21 protein-coding genes and 1 tRNA gene are annotated in these 21,049 nt (G+C 62.5%); 6 read left to right on the top strand and 16 right to left on the bottom strand.

Annotated elements, in window-relative coordinates:
• Positions 1 to 65 precede the first annotated feature (65 nt).
• From A477_RS0121000 to gcvH, 5 genes are all read right to left on the bottom strand, one after another.
• Positions 66 to 659 carry a MerR family transcriptional regulator gene (locus A477_RS0121000; protein ID WP_017200818.1) on the bottom strand — a complete coding sequence of 198 codons (594 nt, stop codon included), beginning with the start codon at positions 657 to 659 and terminating at the stop codon, positions 66 to 68.
• A gap of 235 nt (positions 660 to 894) precedes the next feature.
• A complete protein-coding gene (locus A477_RS0120995; protein ID WP_017200817.1) occupies positions 895 to 1,398 on the bottom strand; it encodes a bifunctional nuclease family protein in 504 nt (167 codons plus the stop codon).
• The gene (gene ftsR, locus A477_RS0120990) at positions 1,398 to 2,114 is read right to left on the bottom strand and encodes a transcriptional regulator FtsR (RefSeq protein ID WP_017200816.1); all 717 of its coding nucleotides are present in this window, start codon (positions 2,112 to 2,114) and stop codon (positions 1,398 to 1,400) included. The genes A477_RS0120995 and ftsR overlap by 1 nt, the downstream gene beginning before the upstream one ends.
• 20 nt (positions 2,115 to 2,134) lie before the next feature.
• Positions 2,135 to 2,611, bottom strand: a complete 477-nt coding sequence (locus A477_RS0120985) for an FHA domain-containing protein (protein WP_011774388.1) — start codon at positions 2,609 to 2,611, stop codon at positions 2,135 to 2,137.
• A gap of 138 nt (positions 2,612 to 2,749) precedes the next feature.
• Positions 2,750 to 3,136, bottom strand: a complete 387-nt coding sequence (gcvH, locus tag A477_RS0120980) for a glycine cleavage system protein GcvH (RefSeq protein ID WP_017200815.1) — start codon at positions 3,134 to 3,136, stop codon at positions 2,750 to 2,752.
• A 116-nt stretch (positions 3,137 to 3,252) separates the two neighbouring features.
• Here gcvH and A477_RS0120975 point away from each other — a divergent pair, with 116 nt between their 5' ends.
• Positions 3,253 to 3,834: a hypothetical protein gene (locus A477_RS0120975; protein ID WP_017200814.1), complete on the top strand. Its 582-nt coding sequence runs from the start codon at positions 3,253 to 3,255 to the stop codon at positions 3,832 to 3,834.
• Positions 3,835 to 3,906: 72 nt separating this feature from the next.
• Here the strand turns inward: A477_RS0120975 and A477_RS0120970 are convergent, their stop codons facing one another.
• Positions 3,907 to 5,115, bottom strand: a complete 1,209-nt coding sequence (locus A477_RS0120970) for an MFS transporter (protein WP_017200813.1) — start codon at positions 5,113 to 5,115, stop codon at positions 3,907 to 3,909.
• 172 nt (positions 5,116 to 5,287) lie between these two features.
• On the opposite strand from A477_RS0120970, the gene A477_RS0120965 reads away from it, so the two are divergent.
• On the top strand, positions 5,288 to 5,734 hold the full coding sequence (locus tag A477_RS0120965) for a MarR family winged helix-turn-helix transcriptional regulator (RefSeq protein ID WP_017200812.1): 447 nt from the start codon (positions 5,288 to 5,290) through the stop codon (positions 5,732 to 5,734).
• A gap of 131 nt (positions 5,735 to 5,865) precedes the next feature.
• On the opposite strand, the gene A477_RS0120960 is transcribed toward A477_RS0120965, so the two are convergent.
• The 10 genes from A477_RS0120960 to A477_RS0120915 all read right to left on the bottom strand — a co-directional run bounded on the left by A477_RS0120960 (position 5,866) and on the right by A477_RS0120915 (position 15,609).
• Positions 5,866 to 5,942 (bottom strand) — tRNA-Pro (locus A477_RS0120960).
• A gap of 141 nt (positions 5,943 to 6,083) precedes the next feature.
• Positions 6,084 to 7,634 (bottom strand): ribosome biogenesis GTPase Der, encoded by a 1,551-nt coding sequence (der, locus tag A477_RS0120955; protein ID WP_017200811.1) that lies wholly within the window; start codon positions 7,632 to 7,634, stop codon positions 6,084 to 6,086.
• 10 nt (positions 7,635 to 7,644) lie between these two features.
• Positions 7,645 to 8,340, bottom strand: coding sequence for a lysophospholipid acyltransferase family protein (locus A477_RS0120950; RefSeq protein WP_017200810.1), 696 nt, complete (start codon positions 8,338 to 8,340; stop codon positions 7,645 to 7,647).
• Between the two features lie 28 nt (positions 8,341 to 8,368).
• On the bottom strand, positions 8,369 to 9,082 hold the full coding sequence (cmk, locus tag A477_RS0120945) for a (d)CMP kinase (RefSeq protein WP_017200809.1): 714 nt from the start codon (positions 9,080 to 9,082) through the stop codon (positions 8,369 to 8,371).
• Positions 9,082 to 10,188 carry a prephenate dehydrogenase gene (locus A477_RS0120940; RefSeq protein WP_017200808.1) on the bottom strand — a complete coding sequence of 369 codons (1,107 nt, stop codon included), beginning with the start codon at positions 10,186 to 10,188 and terminating at the stop codon, positions 9,082 to 9,084. The genes cmk and A477_RS0120940 overlap by 1 nt, the downstream gene beginning before the upstream one ends.
• A 3-nt stretch (positions 10,189 to 10,191) precedes the next feature.
• Entirely contained in the window at positions 10,192 to 11,403 is a 1,212-nt protein-coding gene (locus tag A477_RS0120935) for a pseudouridine synthase (RefSeq protein WP_017200807.1), read from the bottom strand.
• Positions 11,404 to 11,554: 151 nt separating this feature from the next.
• The gene (scpB, locus tag A477_RS0120930; protein ID WP_026005817.1) at positions 11,555 to 12,211 is read right to left on the bottom strand and encodes an SMC-Scp complex subunit ScpB; all 657 of its coding nucleotides are present in this window, start codon (positions 12,209 to 12,211) and stop codon (positions 11,555 to 11,557) included.
• The gene (locus tag A477_RS0120925; protein ID WP_017200805.1) at positions 12,204 to 13,103 is read right to left on the bottom strand and encodes a segregation and condensation protein A; all 900 of its coding nucleotides are present in this window, start codon (positions 13,101 to 13,103) and stop codon (positions 12,204 to 12,206) included. Before A477_RS0120925 ends, scpB begins: the two co-directional genes overlap by 8 nt.
• 6 nt (positions 13,104 to 13,109) lie before the next feature.
• Positions 13,110 to 14,009, bottom strand: a complete 900-nt coding sequence (locus A477_RS0120920) for a ParA family protein (protein WP_011774377.1) — start codon at positions 14,007 to 14,009, stop codon at positions 13,110 to 13,112.
• Positions 14,010 to 14,262: 253 nt separating this feature from the next.
• Positions 14,263 to 15,609 carry a C4-dicarboxylate transporter DctA gene (locus A477_RS0120915; protein ID WP_017200804.1) on the bottom strand — a complete coding sequence of 449 codons (1,347 nt, stop codon included), beginning with the start codon at positions 15,607 to 15,609 and terminating at the stop codon, positions 14,263 to 14,265.
• A gap of 139 nt (positions 15,610 to 15,748) precedes the next feature.
• Between A477_RS0120915 and A477_RS0120910 the strand changes: the two genes are divergently transcribed.
• From A477_RS0120910 to A477_RS0120895, 4 genes are all read left to right on the top strand, one after another.
• Positions 15,749 to 17,395, top strand: coding sequence for a sensor histidine kinase (locus A477_RS0120910; protein ID WP_017200803.1), 1,647 nt, complete (start codon positions 15,749 to 15,751; stop codon positions 17,393 to 17,395).
• Positions 17,392 to 18,105, top strand: a complete 714-nt coding sequence (locus tag A477_RS0120905) for a response regulator (RefSeq protein ID WP_017200802.1) — start codon at positions 17,392 to 17,394, stop codon at positions 18,103 to 18,105. Before A477_RS0120910 ends, A477_RS0120905 begins: the two co-directional genes overlap by 4 nt.
• 57 nt (positions 18,106 to 18,162) lie before the next feature.
• Entirely contained in the window at positions 18,163 to 19,818 is a 1,656-nt protein-coding gene (locus A477_RS0120900) for a helix-turn-helix domain-containing protein (RefSeq protein ID WP_017200801.1), read from the top strand.
• Positions 19,819 to 19,952: 134 nt separating this feature from the next.
• A complete protein-coding gene (locus A477_RS0120895) occupies positions 19,953 to 21,038 on the top strand; it encodes a class I SAM-dependent methyltransferase (RefSeq protein ID WP_017200800.1) in 1,086 nt (361 codons plus the stop codon).
• Positions 21,039 to 21,049: the final 11 nt, after the last annotated feature.

Raw genomic sequence — 21,049 nt, 5'->3', positions numbered from 1 at the left:
AACAAGAAGGCCCCGTCCCCCTAGGGACGAGGCCTTCTTCTTGGCTGAATTCAGTGGTCCGGGGTTTAGCCGATTCGCCGCGCGACGCGCCGCTTGCTCAGTTCGTCGTCGGGAAAGGACTGCTCCGCGGCATGCTCGCTCGGAAGTGCGGCCAGGCTTCCCTCAACTTCCCGCCATACGCGCCCAACGGCGATGCCGAAGACGCCCTGTCCGCCCTGAACGAGGTCTATGACCTCGTCAGCGGATGTACATTCGTAGACGCTGGCACCGTCGCTCATCAGCGTGATCTGGGCCAGGTCCTCGACGCCCCGCTCGCGAAGGTGTTCCACTGCGCTGCGGATCTGTTGGAGGGAGACGCCAGTATCAAGGAGGCGCTTGACTACCTTCAGAACAAGGATGTCCCGGAAGCCGTAGAGACGCTGGGAACCGGAGCCCGCAGCGCCACGGACAGCAGGCTCAACCAGGCCGGTACGTGCCCAGTAATCCAGCTGGCGGTAAGTGATGCCTGCGGCTTTGCATGCGGTGGGGCCGCGGTAGCCCGCGTCCTCGTCCAGCACGGGAAGGTCCTCCGTGAAGAGCAAACCTTGGGCGCCGGATGCGGGCGCAGCAATACCGGCAGAGGACTGCTTCAGCTCGCCTGCTTCGCCTTTCGGACTCACGTGACCTCCTTGTTCTCAGTTCCCTTGGGGACGGTGCATACTCTGGTACAACGGCGAAATGCAGCAGTGTAATTCCCGCAAGTCCGCACCTTCCAGTGTGACTTGCGTCGGCAGTGTATGCAACGGGAACTTGATAACTTCGACGTTAGGCCCGGGAAGCGCCGAGGTCAAAGACCTTGGCTCCGAAATCCCGTCGTGTCGAAAGTTTCACCCTCAACTTTAGCCTTAGGGTGACTCAGCCCTCGAAATCTTCCGGCTCCACGTCATCCAGGAACTCGCGGAAGCGACGCATCTCGCGCTCTTCGTCCACTGCGGGATCCGGCTCCGAGTCTTCACCTTCATCATGCTCGGTGATGCGCACACCGGCTTCTTCCATGACCGCATCGGCACACCAGATACGGCACTTGGCTCTCAATGCCAAGGCCAATGCATCCGAAGCCCTTGAACTGACTACCGTGCCGTCGTCGAACTGCAGCTGCCCATAGAAGATGTTGTCTTCCACGGCCACAATGTTCACGCTGATGATGGAATGGCCCAAAGATTCGACAACATCAACCAAGAGGTCATGCGTCATAGGGCGCGGTGGGACAACGCCCTGCTGCGCCAACGCGATGGCACTGGCTTCAGGCGTGCCGATCCAGATCGGAACATGCCGTTCGCCATTGATCTCCCGCAGGAGTACCAGCGGCTGGTTGGACGGCAGTTCGATCCGGACGCCGACGATTTCGACTTCGATCATCAGCTGTCCATCCGGGAGATTCGGTCGTGGACCAAGGCCCTGTGCAGGGTGAGACAGAGATCGCTGATCTCACGGGCAGCCTCGGCGGCACGAGCCTGTGAAGCAGCGTCCCGCCGCGACGTCAGCGGCGCAACAGCGCGTTCCACCAAGCCGAACTCCCGCTCGGCTGCAGCTTGGAAGGGGCGAAGGTGGCGAGGCTCGAGGCCGTGTCCCTCCAATTGGACACAGGCCCGGGCTACCTGAAGTGCGTGCTCGTCGAACTTGCCGCCCACGTGGGCGATCAATCCGAAGCTCAGGAGGGATTCAAGCAAGGGGACACTGGCACCCGACTCGGCGCGCAACTGCTCTTCGGTGAGCGCGCGGGCCCGACCTTGCACTTCCGCTGCCATTTCCGCCGAGACCACCCTGGGCGACACGGTGACACCCGGAGGGAGATTTTCCGGCCTCTCACCGCGGTCGATGGCATCGAGGTAATCCTTAATGACCTTCAGTGGCAGGTACTGATCACGCTGAAGTGCCAGGACAAAACGGAGCCGCTCAACATCACTGTCCGAGTACTGCCGGTAACCCGCAGGAGTCCTCTTGGGGTTAATGAGGCCTTTTTCCTCCAGGAAACGAATCTTGGACGCCGTCATGCCGGGAAAGTCGTCGCTCAACTGGGCAAGGACTTCCCCGATGTTAAGGACCTGCGGTCCGCGGCGGTCCTGCTGGGCCATAGCCACAGGCAGATACCCCGTCAGACTTGGCCTGCTGCGCGGACAGGGCTCAGGTAGTAGGTCAACCGGAACTTGCCGATCTGCACCTCGTTGCCGCTCTTCAGCTGCACGCGGTCCACGCGGTCGTGGTTGACGTACGTTCCGTTGAGGCTCCCCATGTCCACCAGCTCGAAGCCGGACGCCGTCCGGATGAACTGAACATGCTTGCGGGAAACCGTGACATCATCCAGGAAGATGTCGGCATCCGGGTGCCGCCCGGCCGTGGTGGTGTCCGCGTCCAGCAGGAAACGAGCGCCGGCGTTGGGCCCACTGTGCGCAATGAGCAATGCTGAGTTCGGCGGAAGTGCGTCTACGGATGCACGCTCTTCAGGAGCCAACTTGGGGGCAATGCTGGGCTCGTCCCACGTTGGCGTGATGCTGATCGAGGTGGTCTCCGACGTCGGCTGTTCCTCCGCGCCGTTCCCGACATTGGCTTGATTCTGTTCGCCGCCAACCATGGAATTTCCTCCTCATCCGCCGGCAGTTCCAAACCCTGCCGGCCACTTCCGCCTCCCGGTACCGCCGGGCAAATCGGTTGCTGGCCCGCCGTCCCGCTTTCCCTGTTTTGGGAAAGCGGCCTGACGGGCCAGATAACTTTAGCCTACCTGTTGTTCGTACTCCGATGCACTGAGCAGGGAATCCACTGCATCAGCTTCTGCAAGTTTTACTTCAATGAGCCATCCCTCGCCGTACGGGTCCGAGTTAATCAGGGCCGGATCAGTGTCCAGGGCGTCATTTCGATTGGTGACTTCACCGGTCACCGGAGCGTAGATATCACTGACACTTTTTGTGGACTCCACTTCGCCAACAACTTCATTGCCGGTGACTTTCGTCCCCGGTTCAGGCATCTGGGCGTAGACAACGTCACCCAGGGCATCCTGTGCGAAGTCGGTGATGCCAATGCGCACTACGCCATCGGCATCTGGAGCGGTAACCCATTCGTGTTCTGCTGTGTAGGAAAGTTCTTCCGGAATATTGCTCACTGGTGGCCTTTCATCGGGACATTTACGAACCTCGACGGCGGCCTTGCTGATGGCCACCGCTGAAAGTATAGGCACATTTCCCCTGCGCCTCATGGGGTCTCTGCCATGATTGACCCATGACCGAACAAGCACAAGTACCAGCTCAGAAAAAGCGCAATTGGGGCGTAAAAACAATCCTGATCCTGGTGGCAGTACTTGTCGCTGTGGCGGCCTACTTCATCCTCGGGGCCGTCCTTCCCCGCTGGTGGTCCGATGTCATCGCCGGACAGATCCGGCGCGACCTTGGAGCCAGCGTGCTGGTGGGAATGTTCTACGGCTTCGTCTTCACGTTCGTTCCGCTCGTCGTAGCATGGCAAGCCACCCGCAAAGCGGTGTCGTGGCCCTGGAAAATTGCTCTTGTCCTGGTGGCCGTCGCCATCGCCACGCCCAACCTGCTCACCGCCGGAATCGCCTTCGGCAGTACGGAGTCGGCCCATGCCGGCCAGCGGACCTTGAGCGTGGATGCGGGATTCTTCACAACCTGGACAGCCATTTCCGCTGTTGCCGCCGTGGTGGTCTTCATCGCAGTCACAATTCTCTGGGCACTCTGGCGCCGTAGGGGCAAGCAAATGAAAGTGCTCAGGCAAGCAGAGAACCAACGCGTCCGGGCTGCGAAGAATGCCGAAACACAAGCACAGGACATTACCCCCAGCGCCTAGGACGCCGAAAGCCCGCCATCGGATATCCGTGGCGGGCTTCTTCGCTTTGCGTCCTTGCTTCGAAGTCCGGCGTCAGGCGACGGGGGCCTCACGCGGTTCGCGTTCGACGTCGGGACTTACAGCAGGTGCCGCCGCTCCCCTACGCTTTGCTGCTGCCGCGGCCGCCAGCATGACCAGCAGCGCGGCAACGGTAATTCCGGCTCCAGCCCAGATGGGCGAGGTGTAGCCGAGGCCGGCGGTGATGGCCACGCCACCGAGCCAGGCCCCGAGTGCGTTACCAAGGTTGAACGCGCCGATGTTCGCGCCGGATGCGAGAGTAGGCGCCGTGGAGGCATAGTGCATCACGCGCATCTGGAGACCGGGTACTGTGGCAAATCCGAAGCCGCCCATGAGCGCCAGCGACACCAAAGTGGCGGTGCTGTTGGACGCGGTGAGGGCGAAGAAAACCAGCACAGCCACGAGTCCGGCAAGGATGACGGTGAGGGACTTGTCCAAAGCCTTGTCGGCGGCCTTGCCCCCGAGGAAGTTGCCAACGAACAGGCCGCCCCCGAAGAGCACCAGGAGCCACGGCACTGCGCCGGATTCGAATCCCGACACCTCCGTGAGAGTGAACGCAATATAGGTGAAGGCGCCGAACATGCCGCCGAACCCGAGGATGGTGACAACGAGGGAGAGCCACACCTGACCGGATTTGAACGCGCCGAGTTCGTTGCGGAGACCCGTGGTGGATTCCGCGTTTGCGTTGGGGACCATAAGCGCAATGCCGATCAGCGCAACAAGTCCGATGACAGTGATCGCCCAGAAAGTTGAGCGCCAACCGAAGTTCAGGCCCAGCAGCGTTCCAAACGGAACCCCCAGGACGTTGGCCGCAGTGAGGCCGGTGAACATCACGGCAATGGCCCCGGCCTTCTTGTGTGCAGGCACCAGGCTCGCGGCAACTACGGACCCGATGCCGAAGAACGCGCCATGGCAGAGGGCAGCGATGATGCGGCCGATCATCATGGCCGCGTAGCTGTCGGCTATCGCGGACAAGAAGTTGCCGGCGATGAAAAGTACGAGCAAGCCGACAAGGACCGGCTTTCGCGGCAGCCTGGTGACTGCAGCCGTCACCAGAAGTGCGCCGACGGTGACGCTGAGGGCATAGCCGGAGATGAACCAGCCTGCCGAAGCCTCACTGACCTTGAAGTCTGCGGCAACTTCCGGCAAGAGGCCCATGATCACGAATTCGGTCAATCCAATACCGAATCCACCGAGGGCGAGGGCAATCAACCCTGCGGGCATATGGAGCTCCTTAAAAGTGTGGTTCCGATCAGAAGTGGAAATGCGTCGTCGGGAACCGTAGAATAATAGTTGCAGACGCTCCATATATAGTTGCACACGCTAGTTACTTGCGCAAGCAACTAATTGTGGCGGGTCCGGATCTACACCACATCAAGGCAGGAGCACAGCAAACATGGGCATCAAGGATGACGCCGTAGAAGTACGGGCACAGGGCTGGCGAACCCTTGCCGCCCTGCACGGAAGCATCGAAGCAGAGCTGGAGAAGGCACTCCAGGTCTCCAGTGAGCTTTCGGTGGTGGAGTACACGGTGCTGGATGCGCTGAGTCGCCAGGACGGCTGGCACATGCGGATGCAGCAGCTGGCACGCGCCACCGCCCTGTCCAGCAGCGCCACCACCCGGCTGGTCAATCGCCTTGAGGACAGGGGCCTGCTCACGCGCATCCTTTGCGCCGACGACCGCCGCGGCATCTACACCGAACTGACGGTGCCCGGCCAGAAGCTCCTCGAGGCGGCCAAGCCTGTGCACGACCAGACCCTTGCCTCGGCTCTTGAGGCTGCGGAGTCCGTGCCGGAGCTGGAACCGCTGGTAAGGGCGCTCGGCGCGCTGCAGAGGGCTTAGCCCTTCTTCCCCTGCCGCGTTCGAATCCCCCGGCGTTCAACTACGAGGGAATCGAACAAGGCGGGGATGGGCCGGATGCTTAACGACCAAAGGCCGGAATCACCGTGTTTTCCACGTGATTCCGGCCTTTATGGTCGGGCTGACAGGATTTGAACCTGCGACCCCTTGACCCCCAGTCAAGTGCGCTACCAAGCTGCGCTACAGCCCGCTGGTCCTACCGTTCTCCGCCTAAGTTTTCCTCCGAAGAGTCCCACCTAAGCAGTCCGGCCGAACCACCTCCAAAAGCTTACACGAAGTTGGAGGTCGAAGACGCCATCACAGCCAAAGTGCGCTGTGATGCCCGTCTCACTTAGCGCTTCTTGCCACGCTTCTCGCGGACGCGCATGTTGACCTCGATGGGAGTTCCCTCGAAGCCGAACGTTTCGCGGAGGCGGCGCGTGATGAAGCGACGGTATCCGGGGTCCAGGAAGCCGGTGGTGAACAGCACGAACTTCGGCGGGCGGCTGGATGCCTGGGTGCCGAAGAGGATGCGCGGCTGCTTTCCGCCGCGGACCGGGTGTGGGTGCGCTGCCACGAGCTCGCCGAGGAACGCGTTGAGGCGTCCGGTGGGGATGCGGCGGTCCCAGCTCTCCAGCGCAGTGTCCAGCGCGGGGACAAGGCGGTCCTTGTGCCAGCCGGTCTTGGCCGAGATGTTCACGCGGGGAGCCCACTCCACGTGGGCCAGGTCCTGCTCGATTTCACGCTCCAGATAACGGCGGCGTTCGTCATCCAGCAGGTCCCACTTGTTGAAGGCGAGCACCAGCGCACGGCCGGACTCAATGGCCAGCTGCAGGATACGGACGTCCTGCTCACTGAGGACCTCGTCCACGGCAAGAAGCACGACGGCGACTTCCGCCTTTTCGAGGGCGGCCTGCGTACGCAGGGAAGCGTAGAAGTCGGCGCCCTGCGCCATGTGCTGGCGGCGGCGGATTCCCGCGGTGTCCACGAAACGCCACGTGCGGTCGCCAAGTTCGATGAATTCGTCAACCGGGTCGCGGGTGGTGCCGGCCAGCGGATCCACCACAACGCGCTCGGAGCCCGCGAGCTTGTTCAGCAGGGAGGACTTACCAACGTTCGGGCGACCGATCAGGGCGATACGGCGGGGACCGCCGGAACGCTCCACGCCATCCACCAGCGAGTACTCGGGCAGCGTGTCCATGACGTGGTCCAGGAGGTCGGCGACGCCACGGCCGTGCAGGGCCGAGACCGGGTACGGCTGACCGAAGCCCAGTCCCCACAGTGCAGCGGAATCGGCCTCCTGCGCGAAGTCGTCCACCTTGTTGGCCACCATGATGACCGGCTTCTTGCTCTTCCGGAGCATCTTCATGACGCCCTCATCCGTGGCGGTCGCGCCAACGGCAGAGTCAACGACGAAAAGCACGGCGTCGGCAAGCTCAACAGCCATTTCGGCCTGCTCGGCCACGCGGGCGTGGATGCCCTTGGCGTCGTGCTCCCAACCACCGGTATCCACCAGGGTGAAGTTGCGGCCGTTCCAGCGCGCCGAGTACATGACGCGGTCGCGGGTAACGCCCGGGGTGTCCTCGACAACGGCTTCGCGGCGGCCAAGGATGCGGTTGACCAACGTTGACTTACCCACGTTCGGGCGGCCGATGATGGCCAAAACCGGGTCCAGCTTGAGGGGACCTTCGTCACCTTCATCGCCGTATTCGCCGCTGAGCAGCGCAGCATCTTCTTCGTCGAGTTCGTAATCGTCCAGGCCGGCCCGGAGGGTGGCCGCGCGGAGCTCGGCCTCGTCATCGTCCAGGGCCGCCAGGTTTTCCGCCACCTGGTCGGTGCCGGTGGGCGTGTATTCGTCGTCGCCGGCTCCGTGGAGGCCGGATTTTTGAGTCGTATCGCTCATTGCACTTTCCTTAGTGGTGGTCTGCCGGCGTCCCGGCTACTGCTGTATGGCGGTGCTGCGAAGTGGGTTCGCCGGGCGCAGGTTCCAGGGGAAGGCCCTGGCCCGTGGCCCGGATGGCGTCCTTGACGTGTTCGGCCAGGGCTTCACGGATCTCCGCAGCCGCCCTGTCCATTGAAACACGCCCGGGTTCGCCCTTCCGGCGCTTCACCGTGATGGGTTCGCCGAAGCTGACATGGAGCTTGCGGCGGGGTTTGGGGATGTGGTCTCGATGCTCATCACCTTGGCGGGTTCCGAGGATGGCCACAGGAATGACGGTGGCACCAGAGTTGAGGGCGAGCCACGCAACTCCATTGCTGATGCTTTCGGCCGAGCCGCTCCCCCGCGTTCCTTCGGGAAGAATCCCTACGCAACGACCGGCGTCGAGCAGTTTCTTGCCTACATGCAGGGCCGTACGGTCACCGGTGCGGTCCACTGGAATCTGTCCGGACCCCCTCAGGACAGAGCCCAGGAAGCCCTTGAACATCTCCTTTTTAACGAGGATATGCATGGGGCGCGGCGACGCGCCGAACATCACAGGCCCATCCAGGAAGCTGATGTGGTTCGCGGCAAATATCACGGGTCCGGCTGCGGGAACATTGCCTTTGCCCGCCACGATGGTCCGGTAGATGACGTGATCCAGGAACCAACCAACCGGTCGGCTCCACATCTTGCTCCCTACAGAGGGGAGCTGATTCTCAGTCACCATAAATAACCTTGCTCACGATCGCCAAGGCCGTCTGGACAGTTTCCTCAAAGTTCAGATCCGAGGAGTCGAGTGTCACCACGCCGTCAGCCGCTTGGGTGAAGTTCACTACCGTTGAGTCCTTGGCGTCACGCTGGATGACTTGGGCATTGAGCTGTTCTTTGGTCTGCGTGCCGCCCAGCTGGATCCCACGACGCCGCATCCTGGCTTCCTCGCTGGCGGTCAAGAGCATGCGGACCTCAGCATTGGGAACGACGACGGTGGTGATGTCGCGTCCCTCCACCACCATGCGTCGGTGGTGCTGATCGATCAGCTCACGCTGGCGACGGATCAGCTCGGTGCGGGCACCGAGCGTCGTGGCGACAGCACTGACCGATGAGGAGATCAAAGGATCCCGGATTTCGTCCGTGATGTCCGTGCCATCAACCGCCACATACTCCGTGGCAGTGGTGGTGCTGATCTCCAGCGGCATGATTTTGGAAGCCTGCTCCACCGCAGCGCCATCCTGAAGGTCAACGCCGGTCTTGAGGCAGTACCACGTCAGCGCCCGGTACATCGCACCGGTATCCAGGTACGCCAGTTTCAAGCGCCGGGCAACTTCCTTGCTGACGCTGGACTTGCCGGAACCTGAAGGGCCGTCGATTGCGATCACGAGCGGCTTGCCGGGACGGGCAACTGTCTCCGGGCCAAAAAATTCACGCGTCATTACTGGAGTACCCGCCATCCACGATCGGTCAATGCTTCAACAAGGAGGTCATGCTTGCTCGGCAGCACGGAAAGCTCCACCATGCCCACGTTCTGTCCCGACGAATGGTCGAGCCGAAGGTCTTCAAGGTTCACCCCGATCTCGCCGATCTCCGTGAGGAGGTGCGCGATCTGGCCAGGTTTGTCATCCACCAGGATGGTGAGCCACGAGTACGCCTGGGGAGGTCCGCCGTGCTTGCCCGGAATCCGGGCCTGCCCTGCATTCCCCTCGCTGATCAGCTGGGCAAGGTCAAGCCGCGCACCGGGGGCAAGCGGTTCTTCCAAGGTGCCGATCAATCGGTTCAGGTCCTCGCGCACACCGTGCAGGATGGACACCACCTTCTCTGCATTGCCACCCAGGATCTGTACCCAGAGGGTGGGATCGCTGGCTGCAATGCGGGTAGTGTCCCGGAGTCCGTTGCCCGCCAAGGAGAGGGCATGCAGCGGCGTGCCCTGCAGACGGCTCGCCAGAAGGGAAGACATGATCTGCGGCAGATGCGACACCAACGCCACGGCTTCATCGTGCTCGTCCGCGGTGAACTGGGAAACGATCCCTCCCAGATCCCCCGCAAGCGAACGTGCAGCCTGAATTGCGGCATCCGACGTTTCTTCGGAAGGGCAAAGCACCCAGGGCATGGACGTGAAAAGCTCTCCCCTGGCCGCAACCGGGCCTGACTTCTCCCTGCCTGCCATGGGGTGGGTTCCCACATAGCGGGCAAGGTCCACGCCGCGTTCCCGAAGCTGGGCCTGGATGGTGGCTTTAACGCTGGCAATATCGACCACCACGGCTGACGGGTAGTCCGCCAGTGCCTTCTGCACAACGTCTGCAGTAACATCCGGCGGAGCCGCGACAACTACCAATTGGGGTTCTTCATCCAACTCCCCCAACGGACGTCCCGCACCGATATCCACCGCGACCGCCTGGTTGGTGGGCGAAGGATCGAAAAGGAAAACCGGGACCCCGCGTCCGCGCAGGCCCAGGCCGATGCTGGCTCCAAGCAAGCCTGTACCGAGGACGACGACCGGGCCATCAAGATGGCCCCTGCCGCGCGTACCGAATGCCGACATGCCCTAGAGTCCCACCGATGCCAGGAGGTGTCCGACTTCCTGCCTGCCGAGGTTGCGGATGCTGCCCTGGCGCTGGTCGCCCAAGCCAATGGGACCTACCTTGACGCGGACAAGACGCTCCACCGGGAAGCCGACGGCGTCGAACATACGGCGCACAATGCGGTTCTTGCCCGAGTGCAGGACAACCTCGATCAGGACGTGGCCCGGAGTGGAGTCCACCAAGCGGAAGGAATCCACTGCAGCTACGCCGTCTTCAAGCTCGACGCCGTTCTTCAGCTTCGCACCCACGCCCTGCGGGAACGGACCACGCACCTGGACCAGGTACGTCTTGGGCACCTCATACGAAGGGTGCGTCAAGCGGTTCGCGAGTTCGCCGTCGTTGGTCAGCAGCAGCAGTCCCTCAGTGGCGACATCGAGGCGGCCGACGTGGAACAGGCGTTCGCCCTTGTTCTTGTTGTTCTTGAGGAAGTCGCTGATGCAGGGACGGCCCTCGGGGTCCTCCATGGTGGAAACGACGCCCTTGGGCTTGTTGAAGACCATGTAGACAAGGGTTTCGTCCAGCTGGATCCGGATGCCATCAACGTGGATCACGGCGGACGTGGGGTCCACTCGCATACCAAGTTCGGTGGTAACCACGCCATCAACTTCGACGCGTCCTTCGAGGATCATTTCCTCGCACACACGGCGTGAGGCCACACCAGCCTGTGCCATGACCTTCTGCAGGCGAACGCCGTCAACATCGTGAAGGTCGGACTGCGGGACTTCCTGGCGCGGACCGCGGTTGCGACCCGGCTTCCGGATGGGGCCCAGGTTCTGGCCAAAGCGTTCGCTGCCGAAGGCCTTGGACCCGTACTGCCGTGCAGGCTTCGCCTTGGGCTTCAGGGCGCCCGGAGTGCCCGGGGCTTTGCCAAAGCCGGGCTTGTTGGAGCCTGGCTTGCGGAAGGGCTTCGCAGGCCTGGCTGCCTGGCCGCGATCGTAATCGCCCGCAGTTGTGGGGTTGTCAGGATCGAAAGGGGCCGCTTCGCGCGGCTTCGATGCCTTGAAGGGGCGTCCTTCGCCCTGGGTGAAGTTGCGCTTTCCAGCGCCGGCGCTGCCGCCGCGGCCCGAGAAGCCGCCGGCGTTGGAGCGGCCGGTGCCGCCCTTGGCCTCATTGCGTCCGGAGCTGTTGCGTCCCGAACCGTTACGTGGTGAACTCTGGCGTCCCGCCTGTGTCATGACCCGTCCTTGTGTAGTAATGGCCGGCAATGGGTGTTGAAATCAACACTAGCCAGCCGGGCAGACATCGTCTGCCCCTTGTCGCTGTGCACCTAGGTCAGGTGCCGTGAATCAGTATGAAGTTGTCTTGCAGTGCCGATGTGGGCCGTGGCTACATCCGGCTTGCGTCGTAGTACTCGTCGATCCCTTCCAAACCCGGAAGGTGCGGCGAGAGCTGTGGCAGTTCAGCCACCGAGCCGATGCCCATCCGTTCCAGGAAGTACGAGGTTGTCCGGTAAAGGACAGCTCCCGATTCGGGATCGTTTCCGGAGTCCTCGATCAAACCCCTCTGGGTAAGCGTCCGGACTACGGAATCGACGTTGACGCCGCGAATGGCAGACACCCGGGCCCTTGAGACCGGTTGCCGGTAAGCGATCACCGCCAGGGTCTCAAGCGCTGCCTGAGTGAGCCTGGTGGTCTGCCCCTCCAGGACGAATCTGCCCACGATGTCAGCAAATTCCGACCGTGAATAGATCCGCCACCCACCGGCGACGTTCCGCAATTCAAAACCCCGGGGTGCAGTACTGGCAGCGGCAAAGCCGACAGCATCCACGTCCGGGGCCTTACCAGTATAGCCGCTATACTCCCGCTGCAGGTCCTGCAGCAAATCCTCGACGACGGCGACCGTCACGTTGAGTCCGGCGGCCAGCTCTTCCGAGGTGGCCGGCTCATCAATGACCATAAGGACCGCCTCCAACGCTGCCCGCGCACCGCCGGGCAGGGCTTCCAGTTCAGCCAAGCCGTCCTCGACTGCTTCCGGCTCACTCATTGGCGCCATCCCCGCTTCGACCTGCTTCTGTTCCTGATTCGTACTCCTCGCTCAGGCTGGAACTGTCCCAGCCGGCGTCATCACCTGTCCACCGAACCGTCAGCTCAGCCAACGGCCCGGGCTGTTCGAACGCGACCACGCGGTCGCGGAACATCTCCAGCAACGCAAGGAAACGTGCCACCACCACCAAAGTAGTTTCGGCGTCGGCAATAAGCGCTTGGAAGGACAGCGGCGCGCCCAGCTTCAAGCGGTAGCCCATGATTTCGGCTTGTTCCTTGACGCTCACGGGCGGAGCGTGGAGATGGTCCAAGCCCACCTCGGCAGGAGCGGAATCTTTGGGCTTGAGTGCTTTGGCGGCCAGTTCCGCGAATTGCTCCGGTGTGTGCCGCCACACGAGCTCTGGAAGCAGCGCAGCGAAATGGCCTTCCAACGCAACCTGCCGCGGGTACCTCCGGCCTTCCTGTTCAAGGGTTCCGCCCAGGATCCCGGCGATCTGCTTGAAGGCCTTGTACTGGAGCAGACGGGCAAACAGCAGGTCTCTGGCCTCCAGGAGCGCGATGTCCTCAGCGTCCTCCACCTCACCGGCAGGCAGGAGGCGCGCCGCCTTCAAATCCAGCAGCGTCGCAGCGATCACCAGGAACTCGCTGGCTTCATCCAGCGCCCAGTCCTCCCCCAGCTCCTGAAGGCGCCGGATGTACTTGATGAATTCATCGGTGACCGTCGCCAACGCCACCTCGGTGATATCCAGCTTGTGCTTGGAAATGAGGCCGAGCAAAAGGTCAAAGGGGCCCGTGAAGTTAGCGAGGCGTACCTCGAAGCCGGCTTTACGGGCTTCGGAGGTACCGGCGTCGGGCGCTTCCGCTTCAGCGGTGGGGGCGATTGACGGTCCCACCGTCCGCTAGGGCGCGCCGCCGCGCGAAATCAGTTCCTTGGCAAGGCGGCGGTAAGCGTCGGCGCCGATGTGGTTTCCGGCGTAGCTGGTGATGGGTTCGGCGGCCACGGTGGCATCTGCAAACTTGATGGAACGCTTGATGACAGTCTCAAAGACCTTGTCCCCGAATGCCTCCACCAAGCGCGAGATGACTTCGCGGCTGTGCAGGGTACGTGCGTCGTACATGGTGGCAAGGACGCCGTCCACCTGCAGCCGCGGGTTGAGTCGGTCCTGTACTTTCTCGATGGTTTCCACCAGGAGTGCGACGGCACGCAAGGCGAAGAACTCACAGATCAGCGGGATGATGACGCCGTGGGCTGCAGTCAACGCATTTACTGTCAGCAGGCCCAACGACGGCTGGCAGTCGATCAGTACGACGTCGTAATCGTCCTCAACGCTCTTAAGCGCCCGGTCCAGGACTTGCTCACGGGCGACTTCGTTGACGAGCTGGACCTCGGCGGCGGAAAGATCAATGTTGGCGGGCAAGAGGTCAACGCCTTCAACACCGGTCTGCTGGATGGCATCGCGGATGTTGACTTTGCGGTCCATGAGCACGTTGTAGACGGTGAGGTCGAGCTCGTGCGGGTTTGCCCCGAGGCCGGCGGACAGCGCCCCTTGAGGGTCAAAGTCCACCAACAAGACACGCCGGCCGTACTCTGCCAGCGCAGCCGCCAGGTTGATCGTGGAGGTGGTCTTACCCACGCCACCCTTTTGATTGACCATGGCAATGACTCTCGCCGGTCCGTGGGAGGCCAGTGGAGCGGGTTCCGGGAATTCGCGGTGAGGACGGCCCGTGGGCCCCATGATGGCGTCTTCCAGATCGAGCTCGGTGCCTTCCAGCGTAGCTGTTCCCCGTTCGATGCTCACGTATCTAACCACTCTTTCGACGACGATCTTCCCTGCCGCTGCGCCCCCGGCGACAGCGCTGCTACCCCTTTAGGCTACAGCGCCCGACACGGTTATTTGGGGAACTTGACATTGGCCGGTTCGTGAGCCTTGACCCTCTGGTTGAGGTCGAAGGTTGCCTGGCTTGCCGCGTTCCGCCAACGGGAACAGCGAAGGCCGGCCCCCGGTGGGGTGCCGGCCTTCGCCTCACTGTACTGCCGTGGAGCTCTTCCTGTCAGACCGTGGCCTTCTCGCGGTTTTCAGCTTCGGGTGCAGCCTCTTCTTCGCCGCCATGGGCGATCATGGTCTGCTCATCGAAGGGCTCGCTGCCTGAGAGGACACGCTCTACCTGGCCGTTGTCGATTTCCTTCACCCAGGTGCCGATGAGGACTGTGGCAACAGCGTTGCCGGTGAAGTTGGTCAAGGCACGTGCCTCGGACATAAAGCGGTCAATTCCAACGATCATGCCCACGCCACCCAGGAGCTCCGGCTTGTGTGCCTGGAGGCCGGCGGCCAGGGTGGCAAGCCCGGCACCCGTGACGCCTGCAGCACCCTTGGAAGCGATGATCATGAAGACCAGCAGCGAGATCTGGGCCCCGAGATCCAACGGCGTGCCCATGGCGTTGGCCACGAAGAGCGATGCCATGGTCAGGTAGATCGCCGTACCGTCAAGGTTGAAGGAGTAGCCCGTAGGGACGGTGACGCCGACAACCGGCTTGGAGACACCAAGGTGCTCCATCTTGGCGATCAGGCGGGGCAGGGCTGCCTCGGAGGAAGAAGTGGAGAAGATCAGGAGGTACTCGCGGGCCAAGTACTTCATGAGCTTGAAGATGTTGACTCCGGCCACTGCGCGGAGCAGCGTACCGAGGATGACCACGATGAACAGTGCGCACGTTACGTAGAAAGCAAGCATCAGCGTGAACATGCTGAGGATCGCCTGGGCGCCGGTGGCACCAACGACGGCGGCGATGGCGCCGAACGCTCCAACCGGGGCAAGCCACATGATCATGATGAGGATGCGGAACACGAGGCGCTGTCCGTGACCGATGGCGGTGAGGATGGGTGCACCCTGCTTTCCCATCTTCTGCAGTGCGAAACCGACCAGGATGGCAGCCAGAAGGGTGGGCAGGACCGGGATGTCGCCGGGGATGATTCCCAGGAGGAAGTCCACTGTGCTGTTGGTATCGGCCTTCTTGGTGGGGTCGTAAGGGGTCAGCTTGAGCCCCTCGCCCGGGTGGATCAGGTTGCCCACCACCAAGCCGATGGCAAGGGCAAACGTGGACATTGCCACGAAGTAGCCCAGGGCGAGTCCTCCGACCTTGCCAACGGTTGCGGCTTTGGCAATGGAGCCGATGCCCAGGACGATGGTGCAGAAGATCACCGGGGCAATCATCATCTTGATGAGCTTGATGAAGCCGTCACCGAGCGGCTTGAGCGACTTGCCGACCTCGGGGAACATCAGGCCGACTACGGCGCCGAGCACGACGGCCAGGATGACCGCGATGTACAGGTAATGCGACTTGTCGAGCCCCTTGCGTCCACCTTTGGCGGCTACTGCCGACTCTCCTCGTTGAGAGGTCATGGGATTCTCCTTCTGGATACTGTGTAAGGCGCCGCGGTCCTGCACTAATGTCCAATCCGCTGCCCTTGTGTGATATCCATCATTGAGCCGCGGGTGACACACATCACCGTTGCGGTCATATTGGTCATGGGAGGCCCACGTGTTTCACAGCTGGAGCATCGCCCGCCGCTTGTTCGTGGCGAATCTGTTGTTCGTCCTGGTGCTGACAGCGGTCTTCGGTGCGTTCTCCGTGGTGGAAGCCAGGGACAGGGCCTACGACGAAGCCGGCGGAAGGATGCAGGCGATCGCCACGTCCCTGGCCAACAATCCCCTTGTCCTGGAGGCCTCTTCAACGGCTGATCCCTCAGCAATCCTCCAGCCCTATGCGCGGGAAGTCATGGACGACGCCGATGCGGATTTCATCACCATCATGGCTCCGGACAGGACACGCTGGACCCACCCCCGGACCGAGGAACTGGGCAAGCCCTACATCGGGACCATAGAGCCGGCCCTCGGCGGCGAAACTTTCACCGAAGTTACTGCAGGAACCCTGGGTCCGTCGGTCAGAACCATCGCTCCCGTCAAGGACGCCGGCGGAAGTGTCAGGGCCCTGGTGGCTGCCGGCATCACGGTCCGCACCGTGGACACCGACGTTGCCGAAAGGCTGGGAGTGATTGGCGTCATCGCTCTGGTGGTCCTGTTCTTCGGATCAGTGGCATCCTGGCTCTTGGGCCGCTATCTTCGCTCCGTCACGCGGGGATGGGGACCCGAACAGTTGGCACAACTGTTCGCCTACTACGAGTCCGTCCTCCACTCCGTCCGCGAAGGCGTGATCCTGATTGACACGCACGGCAAGGCGGTCATGTACAACGACCAAGCCGCAGAGCTCCTGGGCCTGGAGCCCTCCGACGCCGACCGGTCCCCTGCCGACGCCCCGAAACTCGCCGATCTTCCCTTCGATGGCAGCCTGCGAGCGCTGTTTGAGTCGGGTAGGCCAGCACATGACGAAATCCATCTGACCGGTTCCCGGATCCTGGTGGTCAACCAGGCCCCGGCAGTAGGGCCGGCGCCTGGGCGAGGCCGGCAGAAACCCGCCGTGTACGGCACGGTGGCCACTATCCGCGACCGTACCGAGATCGAGTCCCTGGGCACGGAGCTCCAGACGATGAAGACCCTCTCCGATGCCCTGCGGGCCCAAACACATGAGCATGCAAACCGGCTCCATATGATCGTTTCCCTGCTGGAGTTGGGCCGCACTCCCCAGGCCTTGGACTTTGCCACCAAGGACCTTGAGCTCAGCCAGCAACTCACCGATGACATGGTGGCTTCCGTGGACGAGCCCGTCATGAGCGCCCTGGTGATGGGGAAGGCTGCGGAAGCCCACGAACGCGGCGTGGAACTGGTGGTTCGGACGTCAGGTAGCTCCGGCGTGCGTGGCTTGGAGATCCAGGACCTGGTAACGATTCTCGGGAACCTGCTGGACAACGCGATTGACGCGGCCGCTGCCGGCGACTTTCCCCGGAAGGTGGAGCTGGACGTGGAAGCCGGGCCTGCCGCCGTCGAATTTACGGTGCGGGATTCGGGGAGCGGCATCAATCCGGACTCCATCGATGACGTCCTGCAGTACGGCTTCAGCACGAAGTCCCCGGAAGGAAACCCGCAAGGTGCCCATGGCCGCGGCGTTGGCCTGGCCTTGGTGCGTCAGGCTGTGGAGCGGCTCAACGGTACGATGACCATCAGCAATCCCGGCGGAGCACAGTTCCATGTCCTGCTCCCCGCGCCGGTTACCGAGGAAGAGAAGGCATGACAGAGATCCGTGTCCTGGTGGTGGAGGACGAGCCCATAGCCTCGGACGCCCACTCTGTCTACATAGGCCGCTTGGAGGGCTTCACCTTGGTGGGCACGGCACCCGATGGCCAGTCGGCCTTGCGTATCCTCGGTGAATTTGCGGCGTCCGGCTCCCCCGTGGACCTCGTCCTGCTGGACATGAACCTCCCTGACCTTCACGGCCTGGACGTCGCCCGCCGGATGCGTTCCGCGGGCGTCTTCGCCGACATCATCGCCATCACTGCGGTCCGTGAACTGAACATTGTCCGCAGCGCCGTGTCCATCGGCGTCGTGCAGTACCTCATCAAGCCGTTCACGTACGCCACTTTTGCCGACAAGCTCAGCAGCTACCGGACCTTCCGTGAACAGCTGGCGGGCTCGATGTCCGGCATTTCCAAAGCAGGGGCCTCGCAGAGTGACGTTGACCAGGCGTTCGCGAGTCTTCGCGCGCCCACGGAACTGCCGCTGCCCAAGGGACTCTCCGGGTCAACGCTGGAGTCAGTCAAGGACCTGGTGAGGGCGGGGCAGCGGCCGGTGTCCGCAAGCGAGGTCATGGACGCGCTGGGGATGTCCCGAGTCACCGCCCGCCGTTATCTGGAATACCTTGCCGACGCCGGAACGGTCACCAGGGCGCCGCGGTATGGCACCCCTGGCCGGCCGGAGAACGAGTACGGCTGGAACCGGGCCTAGGGATCCTCCCGTTCCCTGCGCCTCCGCAGTAAGCTGGTGGCGACCCATGGAGAGCCCATGTCCGCACACCCGCCGCTCCACCAACCAGAATCACCAGCGCTACCGCAGCTGATGGAAGCCCGCGAGGCGTTTGCCCGTGGAGACTGGGATGCTGCGCGTCGGACCATGGAAAGTGCCGGTAAAGAATCTCCGCTGAGCCTGGAAGACGTGGAAATCCTGGCGCGCTCCAGATGGTGGCTCGGCGACGTTCAGGGTTCCATGGCACTTTCGGAGGAAGTGTTTCGCGGATTGGTCGCTGGTCAACAGTTACAGGCCGCTGCCAAGGCTGCGCTGACATTGTCCTTGCAGTGGGGTGTCCGCGGGAACATCGCCGTTTCATCGGCATGGCTGAACCGGGCTCGGCGACTATTGGACAGGCTTCCCGAGTCTCCGGAGCACGGATACTTGCTGTATCTGGAGGGCAACGACGCAATCTACCTCGAAGGTGATGCGGACTCCGCCTTTGCTGCTTCCCTCCAGCTGACCGCCATGAACCGGAGGCAGAAAGTTCCGGAGCTGGAGAGTTTCGCGTTCATGTTGTCGGGTCTCGCCGCCGTCCGGAGCGGACAGGCAGTCCGCGGCTTTGAGGACCTGGATCAAGCACTGCTTCCCGTGATGGCGGGCCAGGTATCGCCGGAGTGGGGCGGCGATATCTACTGCTCCGTTATCCACCTCTGCTATGAACTGGCCGACTACTCCCGCATGAGGTGGTGGACTGACGCTTTGGCGGCGTGGTGCGCCAGCCTGTCCACGTCCTTCATGTACTCGGGGATCGTCCGGGTCCACGAACTGCAGCTGATCAGTGCCGAGGGTGGCTGGAAGCAGGCAGAGGGGGAACTGGCGCACCTCGGCGAGCGTCTTCGGAATGCCCATGCTTGGATCGCGGCCGACTGTTTCTATGAACTGGGAGACATTCGCCGACGGCAGGGAAACAGGTCCGGAGCCGCAGCCGCGTATGCCATGGCGCGTGGACTCGGCGTTGATGCCCAGCCCGGCTCGGCCTTGCTGCTTGCTGACGCCGGAAAAGACGAGGAAGCGCTCACGGATCTCCACGCCGCGTTGGCAGACCGTGGACGCCTTGGACGGGCCTGGTTGCTGCTGCCGCTCGTGGAGTTGCTTGCACCCCGGGACGCTGACAGTGCTGAGGTCTATTGCAGCGAGCTGGACGGAACTGCTGCTTACTACGGGACAGCGGGATTGATTGCCTGGGCACATCATGCCAGGGGCGCTTTGTTGATGGCCCGAGGCCGCTGGCTCCAGTCGCTGCCCGAGTTTGAAGCGGCAGCGCAGGGCTACCGTTCCCAGCATTTACGCTATGAGCTGGCACGGATCCATGAGCGACTATCGTCAGTCCGGGCGGCGCTGGGCGAGACCGGTGCGGCTGACGCGGAACGCGCCACCGCTGCCGCCATCCGTAAGCAGCTTGGAGCTGCACCGTTCTCCTTGCCACATGTTGATCACGCACAGGGTGGGCTGACGGCCAGGGAAATGGAAGTACTGGGCTGCGTGTTGTCCGGCTCAAGCAACAGGCATATAGCTCAGACCCTCACCATCTCCGAGAAAACAGCCAGCCGCCACCTGGCGAACATCTTCACCAAGATCGGCGTCAACTCAAGGACCGCTGCGGCCGCCTGGGCGCGTCATCACGGTATAGCAGAGCACCCCCGGACTTGAGCCTGCATGTTTTGACCCATGGTGCGCCAAAAGATGCAGGTTTTCGCGGACGCGGTGGAAGGCTCCGCGGCCATACCTTGAAGTTACGGACAACGGGCCGCGTAGGCCGGCCCCCGCATCATCAAGGACCAACGATGAACAGCACCCAGGCTGAGGGACGGGAAGCATCCACGGCGGCGGAAGCCGTCCAAGAGGCCACTGGCCGACTGATCGGAATCCTCAACGATTCTTCCATCGCCCTCTTGGTGGTGGTAGGTCACCAAACTGGCCTTTTCGAGACATTGTCGGCCCTTCCTGCGGCCCCTGGCAGCCTTATTGCCGATGCGTCGGGCCTCAACGAACGTTACGTCAAGGAATGGCTGGGCGGCATGACCTCGGCCGGATTCGTGGACTACCAACCGGACAGCGGAACGTATGTCCTGCGCCCGGAATTCGTTCCTGTCGTAACAGGTGCGGGTACCGAAAATCTCGCGCGAACACTGCAGTACGTGCCGCTCATGGGCGAGGTGGCCCCGAAGATCGTCCACGCGTTCCGGACGGGCGGCGGAACAAGCTACGAGGATTACCCGCGGTTCCATCACATCATGGCTTCTGAAAGCGCTGCAGTGAACGATGTATCACTCGTGGAGACCATCCTTCCCCTGACAGATTGCGTGGAGGCACTGCGCAGCGGTATCTCCGTGGCTGACATCGGATGCGGCGAGGGCCACGCCTTGAACCTGCTGGGGTCCACCTTCCCTGCCAGCACTTTTACCGGCTATGACTTCTCCGCGGAGGCGTTGGCGACTGCCACCGCCGAGGCCTCGGCCTTGGGACTTTCGAATGTCCGCTTCGAGCTTCACGATGTGAGCCGGCTGGACATCGTCGAGGCGTTCGACTTGGTGACAGCTTTCGACGCTATCCACGATCAAGCCCACCCAGCCGAGGTGCTGAAGAACATCCGTGCTGCACTCAAGCCCGGCGGCGTTTTCCTGATGGTGGACATCAATGCTTCAAGCCGGCTGGAGGAGAACTTGGAGCTCCCGTGGGCGGCCTTCCTGTACACCATTTCCACCTTCCACTGCATGGCTGTTTCCTTGGGTCAAGGCGGCGACGGCCTGGGCACGGTATGGGGGAAGGAGCTGGCCACGGACATGCTTCGCAAAGCCGGCTTCCGGACCGTGGAGGTGAAGGAAGTGGAGGAGGACCCGTTCAATGCGTACTTCATCGCCCGCGCCTAAATGTATACATT

It is taken from the genome of Arthrobacter sp. M2012083, from assembly GCF_000281065.1.
Taxonomy (GTDB): domain Bacteria; phylum Actinomycetota; class Actinomycetes; order Actinomycetales; family Micrococcaceae; genus Arthrobacter.
The sequence above is the reverse complement of the archived record's forward strand: the minus strand, read 5'-3'. Positions and strand labels throughout refer to the sequence as shown.

Excerpts from the sequence above, each read along its gene's own strand:
- A477_RS0120985 (WP_011774388.1), bottom strand. The coding sequence starts at position 2,611 with ATGGTTGGCGGCGAACAGAATCAAGCCAATGTCGGGAACGGCGCGGAG.
- A477_RS0120905 (WP_017200802.1), top strand. The coding sequence starts at position 17,392 with ATGACAGAGATCCGTGTCCTGGTGGTGGAGGACGAGCCCATAGCCTCG.
- cmk (WP_017200809.1), bottom strand. The coding sequence starts at position 9,082 with ATGACGCGTGAATTTTTTGGCCCGGAGACAGTTGCCCGTCCCGGCAAG.
- A477_RS0120915 (WP_017200804.1), bottom strand. The coding sequence starts at position 15,609 with ATGACCTCTCAACGAGGAGAGTCGGCAGTAGCCGCCAAAGGTGGACGC.
- A477_RS0120970 (WP_017200813.1), bottom strand. The coding sequence starts at position 5,115 with ATGCCCGCAGGGTTGATTGCCCTCGCCCTCGGTGGATTCGGTATTGGA.
- A477_RS0120975 (WP_017200814.1), top strand. The coding sequence starts at position 3,253 with ATGACCGAACAAGCACAAGTACCAGCTCAGAAAAAGCGCAATTGGGGC.
- A477_RS0120965 (WP_017200812.1), top strand. The coding sequence starts at position 5,288 with ATGGGCATCAAGGATGACGCCGTAGAAGTACGGGCACAGGGCTGGCGA.
- ftsR (WP_017200816.1), bottom strand. The coding sequence starts at position 2,114 with ATGGCCCAGCAGGACCGCCGCGGACCGCAGGTCCTTAACATCGGGGAA.
- A477_RS0120895 (WP_017200800.1), top strand. The coding sequence starts at position 19,953 with ATGAACAGCACCCAGGCTGAGGGACGGGAAGCATCCACGGCGGCGGAA.
- scpB (WP_026005817.1), bottom strand. The coding sequence starts at position 12,211 with ATGAGTGAGCCGGAAGCAGTCGAGGACGGCTTGGCTGAACTGGAAGCC.
- A477_RS0120900 (WP_017200801.1), top strand. The coding sequence starts at position 18,163 with ATGTCCGCACACCCGCCGCTCCACCAACCAGAATCACCAGCGCTACCG.
- der (WP_017200811.1), bottom strand. The coding sequence starts at position 7,634 with ATGAGCGATACGACTCAAAAATCCGGCCTCCACGGAGCCGGCGACGAC.
- A477_RS0120995 (WP_017200817.1), bottom strand. The coding sequence starts at position 1,398 with ATGATCGAAGTCGAAATCGTCGGCGTCCGGATCGAACTGCCGTCCAAC.
- A477_RS0120950 (WP_017200810.1), bottom strand. The coding sequence starts at position 8,340 with ATGTGGAGCCGACCGGTTGGTTGGTTCCTGGATCACGTCATCTACCGG.
- A477_RS0120935 (WP_017200807.1), bottom strand. The coding sequence starts at position 11,403 with ATGACACAGGCGGGACGCCAGAGTTCACCACGTAACGGTTCGGGACGC.
- A477_RS0120940 (WP_017200808.1), bottom strand. The coding sequence starts at position 10,188 with ATGTCGGCATTCGGTACGCGCGGCAGGGGCCATCTTGATGGCCCGGTC.